Here is a 14,866-nt window from a genome sequence, read left to right as displayed (position 1 = left end):
GTGCGCAAGAATTTTCCGGTTACCGACGCCGAATATCCCGTTTCCGACGAAACGCTGATCGTTTCCAGGACCGACCTCAAAGGTCGTCTCACCTACGTCAATGAGGACTTCATCGACGCAGCGGAATTTACGCCCGAGGAATTGATTGGCAAGGCGCACAACATCGTGCGCCACCCCGACATGCCGCCGGAGGCGTTCGAAAATCTCTGGGACACGCTGAAGGCCGAGAAGCCCTGGGTCGGCGCGATCAAGAATCGCCGCAAGAACGGCGGCTTCTACTGGGTGTTGGCGACTGCCTCGCCGATTTGCACAAACGGGCAGGTCACCGGCTATACCTCGATCCGCACCAAGCTTGCCGCCGACCAGCGCGCCTTGGCAGACGAAGTTTATGCAGCCATCCGCGAAAAGCGGCCGCATCCGTACCGGATTGATGCCGGCATCATCCGGAAGCGATCGTTCTTCGATCGTTTCGGACTTTTCACCCGCACCATGCGGGCGCGAATAACGACGCTGATCACGCTGCAAGCTGCTTTTCTGCTCACCTGTGGTGTGCTGGGGGCAGTCGTGGTTGGCGGGACGTGGGGGCTCGTCCTCAGCCTTCTTGCCATTGTCGGGGGTGCCGTCGGATGGATCGTCGGGAGTCAGACGCTTCGCGCGTTTGAGGGGCCGATACATCATCTGAACGAGACCATGCTGAACCTCGTTCACGACAAATTCGACAATCGGATCGAAATCAAGCGCGACGACGAGATCGGCGTGGCGCTTCGCAACCTTCAGACCGTGCAGACGCTGATTCGATTCAGCCGGGAAGAAGTCAATTCCACGCAACGCCAGGCCGAGGTTCAGCGCAAGACGGACATGACAAAAATCGCCAATTCTTTCGAAGCGGCGATCGGCGAAATCGTTCAGGCTGTCGCGACGTCAGCGACCGAACTGGAAGCTTCCGCAACCACGCTCGCGTCGAATGCTGACCATGCAAAGGATTTTGCGGCACGCGTTGCCAACGGTTCGAACGAAGCCTCCTCGAACGTCAATTCGGTGGCCTCGGCCACGGAGGAGATGACCGCCTCGGTTCGCGAAATTAGCCAGCGGGTGCAGGAATCAGCGCGCATGGCGGGCGATGCCGTCGAACAGGTGCATTCGGCGACTGAGCGCGTCAGTGCGTTGTCGAGCGCGGCAGCGCGCATCGGCGACATCGTCGAGATCATCAACAATATCTCTGGTCAGACCAACCTCCTTGCCCTGAACGCCACCATTGAGGCGGCGCGCGCCGGGGAAGCCGGCCGTGGGTTTTCGGTCGTTGCCTCGGAAGTGAAGGCGCTCGCCGAGCAAACTAGCAAGGCTACCGGCGAGATCGGTCAGCAGATCAGTGGCATCCAATCGGCCACGCAGGAATCCGTCGCGGCAATCAACGATATTCGTAACTCCATCGAAAAGCTTTCGGGAATCTCCTCCGCGATCGCGTCTGCTGTTGAGGAACAGGGCGCGACCACCCACGAAGTCGCTCGCAACGTGCAGCACGCTGCGCAGGGGGCGCAGGAAGTCTCCTCGAATGTCGGCAACCTCCAGCGCGGCGCGGCGGAAACGGGAACCGCCTCGTCGCAAGTATTGTCTGCGGCGCAAACGCTGTCGCGCGACAGCGCCCGGCTCAAGGTGGAAGTGAACAAGTTCCTGGACTCCGTCCGGGTGGCATAGATGGCGCGCCCGGAGCCATCTCCCCCTCAAACCCAGCAGTGCTAGCCTGATTCCAACCCGAGAGGACCATAGTACTGCGTGCATACAAGACCCGCTGCCGACTGATGCTGGTGGCGGGTTTTTGTTTATACCCCGCCTCAGCGCATTACCCACCAGGACGGGTCCTCCACCCGCCGTCCGCCATTCCTGACGCACGCTCGATAGCTCGACGGTGCGACATACGATCCGGCCAACGCCACGGCCCGCGCGCGCTGCCTCTTTCTAAGCGCTTGCGTACTTTCCGCCTGAATACCTGGTTCAATCGAACGCGAGGCCATTGCGGACCAGCCCGCAACGTCTTCGCCATCAATCGAGCATACCGCGGTGGTGCGCCCATACTGATCCCGGCCGATGCCCTTACAGCTAACGGGCCTTCCCGCGATGTGCTCGTCAAGCGCGTTGGCTGATTTGGCTCCGCACCGATATTGCAGGCTATCGTCGCCGCGAAAGAGTTGGGAAGAGTCAGGCGCGTCGATACCTGAGAGGCGATGCGCTGCCCGTGAATTTCGAGCGTGTCGCCGTCAACAACGGAAGCCTGTCCGGTGATTGTGCCCGCGAGTGCAGGCGACGAAACGAGGGTGACAAGCGTTGCGATCAAGATGACGACGCTTAAGTCCTGAGGTCACTTCGCATGATAGCTTTCCACCTCCCGTCGCGCACCTCGCGCTACGATCAAACAGTCGCGCAATGTGTACGTATAATTGGTTCAACGGGCGCCATTTTGTCCCTTGGTGCTGGTGATGGCCGCCAGGGTGCCCCCGCGGTCTTTCCTTGGCAGCGGAGCGTAAGTTCACTTGCCGCGCATCGGCTGAACGCCGCTAAAGCTGTAGCTCAAAAGTTTTCTCAATCAGAGACACGCCGCTGCGTTCGACCCGATAAGTTGCCCGATAGGTGCCGTGCGGCCATTCGCCTTCGGGGCGTTTTCGTCCGGCCTTCGATGTGTACTGAGCCATATCGTTCGCGAGCGCGGGGGCGGTGTATTGGGCGATGACACGGTCGCCGGGGCCCGTGAGCGTGAGTTGCTGCACGTCACCGGTCTCTAAGCCGATCGCGCGTACATACGCAACAATATCAGAATTGATGCTTGGCGGCGGGCCAATACCATCCCCGGCCTCGACTTCCTCCGACGTGATTGCGTGCGAAGCAAATCCAGCATTGAGGACCGCGAATGGCCGGTAGCTCAGCGCGCTCGCCAGGCGCGGTGCCCAAAGCGAAGTCCCACCACCGCATGCATCAGTAGGGGCTCCGTAGGAGAACGGATCGACAGGTTTTCCATTTCGACGCAAGCCAAAGTGCAGGTGAGCGAACTCGGTATTACCTGACAGCCCAGCGCGGCCCAGGTCCTGCCCCCGCTTCACCGTGTCTCCTGGTTTAACACGGAGGCTGCCGCGCTGCAGATGACAATAGATCGACTCGAATCCGTCTGCATGGGCGAGAATCACAGTGTTGCCGCACTCTCGCCCCTTGATTTGCTCATGACCAATTGTTTGCACAGACACGTCTTGCATGCCATCACGGGTGCGCAGGACCTGCCCATCCGCAGCCGCACGCACCGCAACGCCGGTGCGCTCCCATGCCACGCTCGGCAGACGAAAATCTGTACCGTCGTGCTTATCGTAAGTTTGGTGGCGGCACATGTAATCACACGCTCCCCTTGATGGATCGTGGTCGACGTAGTTCTGAATGAAGCACGTCTGGCCAATCTCGCACGCGATCGGAAGCTCAAGCTCAAGCGACAGGGTCGATCCGGCTGAGTTGGCGAACAGCACTGCAACCGCGAGAATCAGCGAATAGCGTTGATGGTCCATGCCGCGACGACTCGATCTATTTCTGGCGATGCATCCTAAGTCAGGCCGACTCTGTGAATGCGCTCAGCACGTCCCTCGGATCAACTCGCTTGTCATTTTCAGAACGAAAACGTGGCAGAAACATAGTGGCAAGACCGACAGATGATTCACGAAATATTGCGCCGACATTCAGTTATAGCTGAGCCGGAGGGCCATTCAATTGCCACCCGTCAATCTACTCTGGCGTTTCGTGCAGCGATTCGAACACCCGTTGAGGCGCGTGTGACGTATCTTGCATGGCCTTTTGTTCGGCCAAGCGGATCACAAAATTACGCCGCTAGCGAAGCCCAAATGGTGCGGATTCCATGAGTCGAACATGGACCTGCGTCGTAAACGCGCCGCTCTGCCGCTGAGCTAAATCCGCATAAGACGAAACCGCGGGCTGCTTGGGACTTTCCTGCGGCTTCGCTGGGCACCTCCGGACTTAGGGCAATGTCCGGTGAGAAAAGGGTAACGCCTTGTTTGATGCACACAACGTCGGATTGGAATTAAGATTTATTTCGGCGCTCCAGGTTAATTCTGGAACTGGTCGCAAAAGATCAGCCGCGGAGGTCGATCGTCGCGCTTCTTCTATCTAGGCGCAATCTGGCAGTCGTGCGTTTCGCCAACAGAACTCCGGCCGCCTTGTTGGTGAAGTTGGACGCTTGGCCGGTGATTGTGACCGCGTCACTTAGCTAGTTTGATCCATAGCTTTCCATTTACCGTCACGGATAGCCAGCATGACTTGAGCCTGGGACAGGAGCAGGGGATTTGCTTACTCGCGGCGAGTGCTTCGACTTTGTCCCAATCGATTAGAACGGTGCCGTCGTCCTTCACCACATAGAGCGCGATATCGTTGAGCGATTGCGTGACTTTGACAGTCTTGACGGCTTGGGCTGTCCCTATCGTAAACCTAATCGAGCTGGTAGTTGATCGAGAATTGGACGATGCTGTCGTGGGATGAAGGACGTTTGCAGACTCATTGGGTGGATGGTTGTCGATCTGTTTCGATCGCGGGCAACGCTTGAGGCAGAGATTTGGACGCTACGGCAGCAAATCAACGTTCTGCGGCGAACGGCCCCAACGAAACACGCCTTCAGCGCCATCGATCGGTTGATATTCGTTGGTCTCTATCGGCTGTTCCCTAAAGTTCGCGACGCGTTGGCAATTGTGAAACCGGACACCATTGTCCGCTGGCATCGCGCCGGGTTCAGATCGTACTGGCGCTGGAAATCGCGCCCCCGCGGCGGCCGGCCGACGGTGCCGCTGGAAATACGCGAGCTGATCCGCGAGATGAGCATTGCCAATCCACTGTGGGGAGCGCCACGAATTCATGGCGAACTGCTCAAGCTTGGCATCGACATCGGTCAGACCAGCGTGGCGAAGTATATGGCCAGGCGTAGAGGCCCGCCGTCGCAAGGTTGGAAGACGTTTCTCCGCAATCATGCCGACGGTATTGCGGCGATGGACCTTTTCGTCGTACCGACGATCTCATTTCGCTTGCTCTATGGCTTGTTAATCATGGGGCATGGTCGACGACAGATTCTGTGGCTCGGCGTCACAGCACATCCGACTGCGGAATGGATCGCAAATCAACTCACGGAAGCTTGCGGCTGGGAGCAAGCTCCCCGCTATTTGATCCGTGATCGAGATCGGGCCTATGGCGAGGTCTTCATCCGAAGACTTCGATCCATGGGTATTCGCGATCGACCGACGTCGCCGCGTTCCCCATGGCAAAACGGTTATGCTGAACGACTTATCGGTTCGATCCGGCGGGAGGGCCTTGACTATGTTGTTGTGTTCGGCGAGCGGTATCTCCGTCACGTGCTTCTGTCGTATATGAATTACTACAATGAGACGCGTACGCACCTGTCGTTGGACAAGGATGCGCCCCTATCGCGCAGGGTTCAGAGAGCAGGGCGTATTCTTCGTCTTCCAATCCTGGGCGGGCTGCATCACCAATATGTTCGGATTTGATTTGCGACAGGCACACCGCTTGTCCTGTGCAGTTTGTGCGGCGTCAGGGCCCATAGGGGCCGCCAGACTTTCGCCCAAACTTATTTCTGCGGCTGCGTCTGGGTTGCGGTATTCGACGAATGCTTGCCAGGCTCGGTGTGACCGCTCGCAACGCGCTCGCTCACGGGCGAGAAAGCGAACGCGTTGGCGATCTACATCCACATGCCATGGGCAGAGACGGGTTGTGCGGCGGCGCCCGGACAAGCCAATGTCGGTCGCCCGATCTAGTGGACCACAAGAACCGGAATATGCGCAGTAGCAATAACCTCGGCGGTCTGGCTGCCCAAGAGGGCCCTCTTGATCCCCCGGTACCCATGGGAGGCCATGACGATCAGATCGCAACCATGCGTTTTCGCCGCATCAACGATGGCCGCGGCCGGTGAGGCGCTTGGGATATGAAGTGTCTCGACCATCAGTCCCATTTCTTCTGCCGCCGCTTTGGCTGCCGAAAGGATATCTTTTGCATGCCGCGTGTTGGCATCTTCAAGCCGATCCGGGTCCATACCCGCCATACCCCATCCGCTTGCGCTGATGGAAGGAACTGGAGACTGCCCCGTCACAGTGATGATTGTAACCTTGCTGCCGGTTTCGTCGGCCAGCGACAGACCATGGTCGACACCTTTCTGTGCCAGTTCGGAGCCGTCAGTTGAAATGAGAATGTGATCGTACATGGGTAGTACCCCTTCGTACTCAGAAAGTCTGCGACGATCATAGCAATCACATCTGACCTCAACAAGAAGCCGCTCGGTCCCGTAACCAGAGGACCAGCCACAGCGCCGCCAGCGGGTTTGGGATGGGACAAGGGGAGGGTTTCGACGCTGACGCCCGAAAATCAGTTTACTCTTTACACGACTTACAAACTTGATGGTGCGCTGGACGGATTGACGGTCGGCGGCGGTGTGGTGGCAGGACATCACATGGAGCGATGAGGTCTGGAACGGGTTAATTGGCGCCGACGTCAGGAGCACGGCGCCGAGTTATTGGGCCGTCGATCTGATGGCGAATTATAAGTTCAATGAGAACCTTTCAGTCACCTCAATGTCCGAAACCTCTTCGACAAAAAAATATTATTCAATTTACAATTGGTGCAGCAGCTACACGTATGGTGCACCGCGCAGCGTCCAACTTAGCATGACATATGGGTTCTGAAGGCGCTCAACCTCAAACTGGACGTCGAGCGTGTTTGAAAATTAGACTAGGCCTAGATTTTGGCGCCGTTGTAAAAATGATTTACTGGCAGCTTGGACCATTATCGGACAGTCGTCGAATACCGCAACGCTGCCGCAGATGCAGCCGCAGAGATAAGTTTGAGCGAAACCGGAGGTCCCGTTATGTGACCTGAGTTGTTGATTATGTCAGATCATACTTCCGCCCCTCATCCGTTACTGCGCCGCCGTGACGGCCATCATGCAAGAGTCAGCTATGCTGAACCGTTCTTCGATCTCGTCTATGTCTTCGTGGTTACTCAACTCAGTCATGAACTTCTGACCAACCTGACGTTGACCGGCGTGGTCCAAACGCTGATCCTGTGGTTCGCGGTTTGGCTTGGCTGACAATACACCTGCTGGGTCACCAACTGGTTCGATCCCGACACCCCGCGCATCCGTTCGTTGCTATTCGTGGTAATGCTGGCGAGCCTCGTCATGGCAGCGGCCATCCCTGGCGCGTTCGGTGAACGCGGGCTGGTCTTCGCGCTTGCTTATGTCGCGATCCAGGTGGGACGGACCGCTTATATCGTCTTTGAGCTCGGCAAGGATCATCCGCTTGCGGCCAATTACCGCCGCATACTCGGATGGCTCATGGTCGCAGCCGTGTTCTGGATCTCGGGTGCCTTCATGGAGGGCTGGTCCCGCGCCGCGCTATGGGCGGTTGCCATGCTCTGCGAGTATGTCTCGCCAATGTTCGGCTTTGCGCTTCCCGGCCTCGGTCTCTCCAGAACCAGCGACTGGACCATCGAAGGCGGACATCTCGCCGAGCGCTGCCAGCTCTTTGTGATCGTCGCGCTAGGCGAGACGGTGCTCGCTACCGGTTCGACGCTCGGCCGAGCAGCAAGCTGGAACACGGCCATTCTCGGTGCCATGCTCGCCACCTTCCTAGGCACGCTGGCGATGTGGTGGCTCTATTTCGGCACGTCGAGCGAAGACGTGACCGAGACCATCACACGGTCCGACGATCCGCGCCGAATCGGAGCCTGGTTCCACTATCTCCATGCTATCTTGGTCGCGGGCATCATCGCCCCGCCGTCGCCAACGACCTCGTTCTTGCTCATCCACACGATGCGGTGAATATGGCTTATGCGCTCGTCCTGTCCGCCAGGCCGGCGATCTACCTTCTCGGCAGCGCTATCTACAAGAAAGTGGTCTATGGTGCCGGGCCCGCGTCACACATTGTCGGCGTCGTCTTGCTCGCGGCACTCATCCCTGTCACCTACCGCCCGGACCTGCTCACCATGGGCTGGCTCACGACGATCATCATGTTGGTGGTGAGCCTCTGGGAAAAGCATTTGCATCGCAAGCGCCGCACGAGCCGGATCGCGCGATGGCAGTGCATTGAGATGGAGACCAAGAAGATTGAGTGGTGTCGGTGTGCGGAGGTGAGACCAGAAAGCCTTTCAAGAATTGCTATGCTTTCCAATCCGCTTGGCTCACCTGCATGTCAGAGCATCTTCTTCATCGTTACACATGCCATTAACCAGCGACGTTCAGCAAATGGTAGCTGTATTGAGTGACCTTGTACCCTGGCTCCGGGAGAACGGTTCAGCCGTCACCGAGGAGTCGGTGTGCGGACATTTGACGCCCGCGTTTCGAGCCGTCTCCTCTCAACGCTGCGTAGTAGAGTTAGACATAACGAACGGCGAAAAGAGCTAACCAGTTGGAACCATTGGCGCTCCCTAGCGGACCAAGACGACTGAGCCGTTTCAAGAGTTGGCCCAAGGTGAGACCGAAAGGCGTTCCACAGGATTCTTATGTTTTTCAAATACGCTTGACCTACCTTCTTGCGAAGTGACCTGATACCCTAGTCTCCTCCAGCTTGAGGGAGAGTCCTGGATTTCGTTGATCTGCGACCATTCTTTGGACCGCCGGAGGCTAGAGTTTCCGGCTTTGTTGATCTGCGACCATTCTTTGGACCGCCGGAGGCTAGAGTTTCCGGCTTTGTCATGACGGCGAGCTGGGATCGCTGTCACGATTATGCAACGTAATCGGGGGTCTATTCCCGATCGCCCCATGCGGGCGTTCTTCGTTGTAGTATCTGCGCCAATCCTCCAATTTTGATCGTGCGTCGTCAAGGGTCAGGAACCAATGAGTGTTCAGACACTCAGCGCGGAAGCGTCCATTGAAGGCTTCGATGAACGCATTGTCAGTCGGTTTGCCAGGCCGACTGAAGTCGAGCGTGACACCATTGGAATAGGCCCACAGATCCAGATCGCGCGAGATGAACTCGGAGCCTTGATCGACGCGGATGGTCTTCGGATAACCAACTGCCGCGCAGGTGTGCTCCAGCGTTTGAACGACATTCTCGGCGCGGTAGCTGAAGCGCGGATCAAGCACCGGCGAGTACCGTGAGAATAAGTCGACAACGGTGAGCACACGAATCTTGTTTCCCGTGGCGAGCTGATCGTGCACAAAGTCCATCGCCCAGGTCTCGTTGGGATGCGTGGCATCTCTGCGATCGTCGCGCAGCTTCGCCCTGACCCGTCGCTTCGGCGTTTTGTTGCGCAATTGCAGGCCTAACTCGCGATAGATCCGTCGCGTCTTCTTCTGGTTGATTAGCCAGCCTTCGCGGCGCAGCAGCACATGCACGCGGCGGTAGCCGTAGCGAACCCGCGTCTGGCAGATCTCCTTGATCTTGCTTTCGAGGCTGGCCTGTCCGGGCCGGCGCGACTTGTAGTGATAGGTTGATCTGTCGACCTCGAGTATCTGGCACACCCGCCGGATCGAGACATCCCATTCACCGCGGACCGCGTCGACGAGCTTGCGCTGACGAACAGGCCTCAGATTTTTCGGCGGATGACGTCCTGCAACATCTCGCGATCCAGGCTGAGATCAGCGACCAGTTTTTTCAGCTTGCCATTCTCATCCTCAAGCTGCTTCAGCCGCCGCATCTCGGTCGGCAGCAAGCCGTCGTACTTCCTTCTCCAGTTGAAATAGGTCGCCTGGCTGATCCCGGCCTTACGGCAAATATCAGCCACCGGCACCCCATCGGAACCCTGCTTCAGAATAAATGCCTTCTGCGCGTCTGAAAACTTCGAGGCTTTCATCGCTCTCCGCTCCTCCCAGTCCGAGGAAATCCAGCGGAAAAACTCTAACCAAAAACGGTCCGATTTGAAGGTCGCAGATCAGAAGCCGACAAAGCCGAAATCAACCAACACGAGAATAGGACGAGAGCATCTCCTCACCTGAAGAGTTTTTCTCCACTGCTGCAATGCCGCAATTGGCCAATTGTATCTTGTGTCTGCCCCCCGAGCGCCACGCGGCGAGCATAGCGTGAGCCGCGACATGGCGCATCTCTACCCGCCGATTCGCTTGCCCCGTGAAGAGCAGGTAGCGCATTACGATATCGAGTGCCTCGCTCAAAACGTCCGCATCAGCGTACAAGGGCCATGGGTATAATAACATCGCACGCTCCATCGTCATGAAAGTGTACATTCAACCTGGGTTTGACCAACGGTTTGACGCTTTCGCCAAGAAACATTTCGGCGCACCATTTTAAGGGTCACAAACGCGAAGGGTCCCCGTGATGCCGATGGGGGTCATTTTTCGATCAGCATGCACAGTGATAAGTCCCCGGACTTATTGGCGGATTAAGGAGAGGACTTAAGGGGCGCCGTCGATACAACAGCTTCCGCTCGGGCGGTTGTGGCTCCACTTTAAACAGCGATCGCCAGTTGCCAAACGCCTTGAGCGGAATAAACGTTCAGACCTACGTCCGGAGCTATTCGTAGGCGCGGGGGATGAGCCTCGCTTTACGATGACTTGTGGTGATACTGCAGCGATACAAGGAGGCTCTTCAGCCCTCGCAGCGGCCAAAGCGTCACGATCAGGATCAACGGAATCCAAAGCGCCACGTGAACCCAATACGGCGGCTGATATTTGACTTCAGTAAATAGAGCGGCGGTGACGACGATGGCACCCGCGATCATGATGACGAATATGGTGGCCCCGTCGCCGACGTTTGCGAAGTTGAAATTCAGACCGCACGAATCACATTCGGGCTTCAACGTCATGAATCCGTCGAAGAGCTTCCCCTTGCCGCAGCGCGGGCATCGGCACAACAACCCAGTGGAATATGGTGAAGGCATCTTTGCGTGAATCCCTTGTCATTGATTACCATTTCTAGCTTTCTGCGCTCCGAGCGGGACAGTAACTGACCGAGCCAACTCGCAATGCTAATGCAAGCCATTTTACCCGAGACGTGATGCGATGCGTGACGCGTCCACCTCGTAGCAAGCGCACAGAAAGCGACTATCGGGTCGCGGCCGTCCAGACCACACCCTCAGAGGCAGCGCAGATGCCGAGCGGGCTTATCCCCTCAAAGTTTGCCAAGATCCGTATTTGAATATCTACACATACTAACTGATATATCAAGCATAAGGCTAAATATACTTGATATCATCGGCGCAACGTTCTCTCCAGTTCGAGGTGCTGAAAAGCATGTCGATTAGCGCCTGATCAGGCCAAGCTGGTCGGGGTTGCGCAGCTTGCTCGGGCGCGGCTGATCAGGCTTTCGGCTTTAGTTTTGTGAGCGACTCTTGAAGCGCCAAGATTCGTTTTCGGTCTCGACGATCTCGCAGTGATGGTGATCCGGTCGAGCAACGCGGGTGTCATCGTGGCGTCGTCGAAGGCGTTCAGCCATACGTCCTCATTGATCGTCGGCAGCGTCGTCGGCGACGAAGGCGCAGCGCTCGTCGCCGCCACGTTCGCTTACCGCAATCGCGCAATTGAGCAGACCCCGGGTGGCCAGAACTGGGTAGCGCGACTCGATCGCGTCACGCACCCGCCGACCCCGCGCGATCGCCCGCTCGCGCGACTTGGGAACTCGTGCATCATATTCGAAATGCACTAGCACCGGCACCGGTAGACCGTGCGCGGCGTTGAGCTTGGTGAAGATATCAATCCCGACATCCATGTCCGGCGCGCCTTCCTCGATTGTATTGAGGTGAGCAAGATAAAATAGATTGCGCAGCTGCAGCGGCCGCAGCTTCTCACCGGCGATGATGTACTCCTCGTCGTGCCCGATGGTCGCGTAGCGCCCGGTGTGGTGCTCGATGACGTATTCGATTTGCGACAGGTTGGCCTCAGCCAGCGCCAGCACCAGGCGGCGCATACCCTCGTGCATTCGGCCGGTGTCCTGGCTCCCGTCATTCATGCCCTCGGCAACGGCGACGGTCTCGGCGATATGGGCCCGAGCCGCATCGGGCGCTAGCCCGAGGGTGTCGCGGTAGACCTGCGCGGTTTCGAAGTAGCGGTGCGCGTTAAGCTCGCCGAAGCCATCAGGCAGATGGATGCGCAGCGCATCCAGATCCGTGTCAACACCGATAAGCAGCACATCTGGCGCAGCGCCCGCGCCGAAAGTCTGGTCGACCGCCGCTCGCAACTCGTGCAGGCGCTGCAGTGCCGCCTCTATGGCCTGACGGTCGTTGCTGCCGTGAGCAGCGCAACCGTGATTATCGGGCGAAGAACTGCTGAAATGATAAACGGCGATCTTGAGGTAGTTCAGGCGATCACCATCGACCATCTCCCCCGATAGCCGCTTGACTTCGCGCTCTGCCCAGTCTGACATATTGGCTTCGACATTAAACAGTGCGCCGGCATACCCCTTCACCCGCACATTTGGCCCAGGCAACATGCGCAGCACATAGGCGCCGACGCCCTGCAGCCGGCCGTCGGAACACGGGCTGATGTCCACGGTGTGGTAGCCGCACGAACGCAGAAAGTTCTCGTCGAGCGGGAGGCGTTGGCGCCAACCGATCTGCTCGGTCTGCGCGTTATCGACGCTCAACTTCAAAGAGCTGAATATGCAGCGTGAATGCAGCGTGGACAAATCCAGCCCGCACACCCAGGCGTCCTCGAGCACCTGCGTCGGAAGATCGAAGCCGAGTTGTTCGCGGGTAAGCTGCTGCGCCCGCCCGATAAAATTCTCGTCGTGCTGATACGTCGAGATACGCTTGAGCACGTCGACGATGCGGGTAAAACGCGAGCGCACGGTTTGCTCGTAATCGAACAGCAGGCGATTGAGATCGCGATCGACCAGCGCATGCTCACACATCTGCTCGCCGTCAGTCATGCCCGCCGGACGATCAAGCATAGCCGCCGCCACGGGCGTTGCCACAGCAACGGGGCTGGCTTTTCGTCGCAGGGACTGAAGGCGTTTACGCGTGTTCATATCCGCGATCCTCTGTAATGCAGCCCGGTTTTGAGACATCCGGCTGGGCTTCGTTAGCCGCGCAAGCAATGGTCGAAAAGCCGATCATGCATTAAGACTGAAACCGGGCCACCTCATGGGGGCAGGCCACCATGAACTTGGTCGGGCGGCAGACCTGGATGTCGCTGACGAAAATCACACCTGAGTGGGTGTCGAAAAACGGCTGAAAACCATCGAGCAGCGAATCGGCCAAGCCTTGCGGTACCGCAGCGATGATCATGATGAGGACGTCGTCCTCGTTGAACATCAGGTGACCTTCGTACAGGCCGTGGCTGCCCTTGCCGGACAGATTGCCGACGATGGTGTAACCCTTCACCCCGGCGCGCTCGAGCAGGTCGGTAGCGAATTCCTTGTGCTCGCCGGCGAGAATGATTTCCAGTTTTTTCAGCGGATGCAGTTTGATCGCATTCATGCGACGAGATCCTCCTGAGCCTGGGCAACGAGCGGCGCGCTCATTGTTGAAGACGAAAGGCTTGTAGCCCTGAGTGGGTCGATGACTGCTTGGGCGAGGCCAGCGGACGCGCCTGCTGGGAGATGAACGCCAGGAAGGACTGCGCCACCGCCGATAGGCGTTTGCCCTTGCGATGCACGACGAACCATTGCCGCACGATGGGAAAACTCTTCACATCGAGAGTAACCAGGCGGCGTGTCACCAGCTCCAGCTCCAGAGTGTGCAGCGACAGGATGCCCAACCCCAGCCCGGCTTCGACAGCCTGCTTGATGGCCTCGTTGCTGCTCATCTCCATCACCGAATGGAATTCCACGCCGTGGCGCGAAAAATGACGCTCCGCGGCGTTGCGGGTGCCCGAGCCGGGCTCACGCGTAATGAACGGCTGACGTCCCAGTTGCTCCAGCGGAATCTTCCGGCGTCCAGCCAGGGGATGTTCGGGCGAAGCGATGACCACCAGTGGGTTGTCGAGGAACGCGCGCGCGACGAGCTCGGCGTCCTCTGGCGGTTGCCCCATGATGGCCAGGTCCTGGTTCGCCGCTGAGAGCGTCTTGAGGATATGCGTCTGGTTGGACACCTGCAGCCTCACCTGCACCCTGGCATGGCAGGCGCAGAAAGCTGCGATGAGCTTCGGCATGAAGTAGTTGGCCGTGCTGGCCACGGTGAGGTCGAGTTCTCCGCGATGGACGCCGCGGAACTCCTCCATCGCCGACTCGAGATCGTGCATCTTGGCGCCGATGAGCGTGGCGTGGCGATGCAACTCGCGACCTGCATCGGTCGGATGGATCTTTTTCCCGACGTGGTCGAACAGCGGCACGCCGATCTGCTCTTCCAGCTGTCGCATCTGCATCGAGACCGCCGGCTGGGTGAGGTGCAGCGCGTCGGCCGCGCGCGTAAAGCTCCGCCGACGCACCACCGCGTCGAAGATCTGGAGCTGTCTGAGCGTCAGATACATAAGCGAATCTAATGCATTCTATAAGAAATAACAATTGGTGTTTAGTATATCATCGTTTATATTTTTGGCACGTGAATAGCTTGTAAAAACACCTTATATTATGCTGAAGACACATGTTTTTTGTTAAAGACATGAGATATCAACTTGAAGACATGAGATTTTACGCCTCAGTTGCCTAGCCGATCGACCTTTTCGAGGAAGGCCGCGCCAGATCGCTCGCTGCTAGTCCGGAAGCCCGATGGTCGCGATCAAGTGGGTGTCCAGTTCGATGTCGGGAGGGGGGCCATGATTGCGAAGCGCATAGCCACGCAAGGCCTGCGTATCTCCTGGCGAGTGGTGATCGTCAGACTGACGCCAATCCCCGGATGGAGCTTCAAGAAGGAGCCGATCGCTGCACAGCGGGAAATGCCTCAAAAATCAAGGTGAACCCACGGGCTGAGATGGCCGAGCTCTATCGTACGGGCA

General features: G+C 58.0%; 11 protein-coding genes, 1 tRNA gene and 2 pseudogenes. 5 read left to right on the top strand and 9 right to left on the bottom strand.

Going from position 1 to position 14,866, the window contains the following annotated elements:
- Positions 1 to 1,695 (top strand): methyl-accepting chemotaxis protein, encoded by a 1,695-nt coding sequence (locus ACM561_RS13140; RefSeq protein ID WP_425905565.1) that lies wholly within the window; start codon positions 1 to 3, stop codon positions 1,693 to 1,695.
- An 857-nt stretch (positions 1,696 to 2,552) separates the two neighbouring features.
- Here ACM561_RS13140 and ACM561_RS13135 read toward each other — a convergent pair.
- Together ACM561_RS13135 and ACM561_RS13130 are read right to left on the bottom strand one after the other, a co-directional pair.
- Positions 2,553 to 3,542, bottom strand: a complete 990-nt coding sequence (locus tag ACM561_RS13135) for a M23 family metallopeptidase (protein ID WP_425905563.1) — start codon at positions 3,540 to 3,542, stop codon at positions 2,553 to 2,555.
- 331 nt (positions 3,543 to 3,873) lie between these two features.
- Positions 3,874 to 3,945: transfer RNA gene (locus tag ACM561_RS13130), tRNA-OTHER, on the bottom strand.
- Positions 3,946 to 4,550: 605 nt separating this feature from the next.
- Here ACM561_RS13130 and ACM561_RS13125 point away from each other — a divergent pair.
- Positions 4,551 to 5,537 carry an integrase core domain-containing protein gene (locus tag ACM561_RS13125; protein ID WP_425905561.1) on the top strand — a complete coding sequence of 329 codons (987 nt, stop codon included), beginning with the start codon at positions 4,551 to 4,553 and terminating at the stop codon, positions 5,535 to 5,537.
- Between the two features lie 263 nt (positions 5,538 to 5,800).
- Here the strand turns inward: ACM561_RS13125 and ACM561_RS13120 are convergent, their stop codons facing one another.
- The gene (locus ACM561_RS13120; protein WP_425905560.1) at positions 5,801 to 6,247 is read right to left on the bottom strand and encodes a universal stress protein; all 447 of its coding nucleotides are present in this window, start codon (positions 6,245 to 6,247) and stop codon (positions 5,801 to 5,803) included.
- Positions 6,248 to 6,928: 681 nt separating this feature from the next.
- On the opposite strand from ACM561_RS13120, the pseudogene ACM561_RS13115 reads away from it, so the two are divergent.
- A pseudogene (locus ACM561_RS13115) lies at positions 6,929 to 7,861 on the top strand (low temperature requirement protein A).
- 2 nt (positions 7,862 to 7,863) lie between these two features.
- Positions 7,864 to 8,304: a hypothetical protein gene (locus ACM561_RS13110; RefSeq protein WP_425905559.1), complete on the top strand. Its 441-nt coding sequence runs from the start codon at positions 7,864 to 7,866 to the stop codon at positions 8,302 to 8,304.
- A 427-nt stretch (positions 8,305 to 8,731) separates the two neighbouring features.
- Here ACM561_RS13110 and ACM561_RS13105 read toward each other — a convergent pair.
- The 6 genes and pseudogenes from ACM561_RS13105 to ACM561_RS13080 form a co-directional block, all read right to left on the bottom strand.
- A protein-coding gene (locus ACM561_RS13105) for an IS3-like element ISNisp3 family transposase (RefSeq protein WP_425905558.1) occupies positions 8,732 to 9,834 on the bottom strand; the annotation gives its coding sequence in 2 pieces (ribosomal slippage) (positions 8,732 to 9,579 and positions 9,579 to 9,834; 1,104 coding nt in all).
- Between the two features lie 705 nt (positions 9,835 to 10,539).
- Complete coding sequence (locus ACM561_RS13100; RefSeq protein WP_425905556.1) at positions 10,540 to 10,875, bottom strand: DUF983 domain-containing protein; 336 nt, start codon at positions 10,873 to 10,875, stop codon at positions 10,540 to 10,542.
- 431 nt (positions 10,876 to 11,306) lie between these two features.
- Positions 11,307 to 11,416, bottom strand: a pseudogene (locus ACM561_RS13095) (ATP-binding protein); the annotation flags it as partial.
- A gap of 19 nt (positions 11,417 to 11,435) precedes the next feature.
- Positions 11,436 to 12,959: a carboxysome shell carbonic anhydrase gene (locus ACM561_RS13090; RefSeq protein WP_425905554.1), complete on the bottom strand. Its 1,524-nt coding sequence runs from the start codon at positions 12,957 to 12,959 to the stop codon at positions 11,436 to 11,438.
- Between the two features lie 91 nt (positions 12,960 to 13,050).
- Positions 13,051 to 13,410: a P-II family nitrogen regulator gene (locus tag ACM561_RS13085; RefSeq protein WP_425905553.1), complete on the bottom strand. Its 360-nt coding sequence runs from the start codon at positions 13,408 to 13,410 to the stop codon at positions 13,051 to 13,053.
- Between the two features lie 40 nt (positions 13,411 to 13,450).
- Positions 13,451 to 14,401, bottom strand: coding sequence for a LysR family transcriptional regulator (locus tag ACM561_RS13080; protein WP_425905551.1), 951 nt, complete (start codon positions 14,399 to 14,401; stop codon positions 13,451 to 13,453).
- A gap of 285 nt (positions 14,402 to 14,686) precedes the next feature.
- On the opposite strand from ACM561_RS13080, the gene ACM561_RS13075 reads away from it, so the two are divergent.
- Complete coding sequence (locus tag ACM561_RS13075) at positions 14,687 to 14,827, top strand: hypothetical protein (RefSeq protein ID WP_425905550.1); 141 nt, start codon at positions 14,687 to 14,689, stop codon at positions 14,825 to 14,827.
- The last annotated feature ends 39 nt before the right edge of the window (positions 14,828 to 14,866 follow it).

Origin of the sequence: Nitrobacter sp. TKz-YC02, assembly GCF_049852135.1 — a bacterium.
Lineage (GTDB): Bacteria > Pseudomonadota > Alphaproteobacteria > Rhizobiales > Xanthobacteraceae > Nitrobacter > Nitrobacter vulgaris.
The sequence above is the reverse complement of the archived record's forward strand: the minus strand, read 5'-3'. Positions and strand labels throughout refer to the sequence as shown.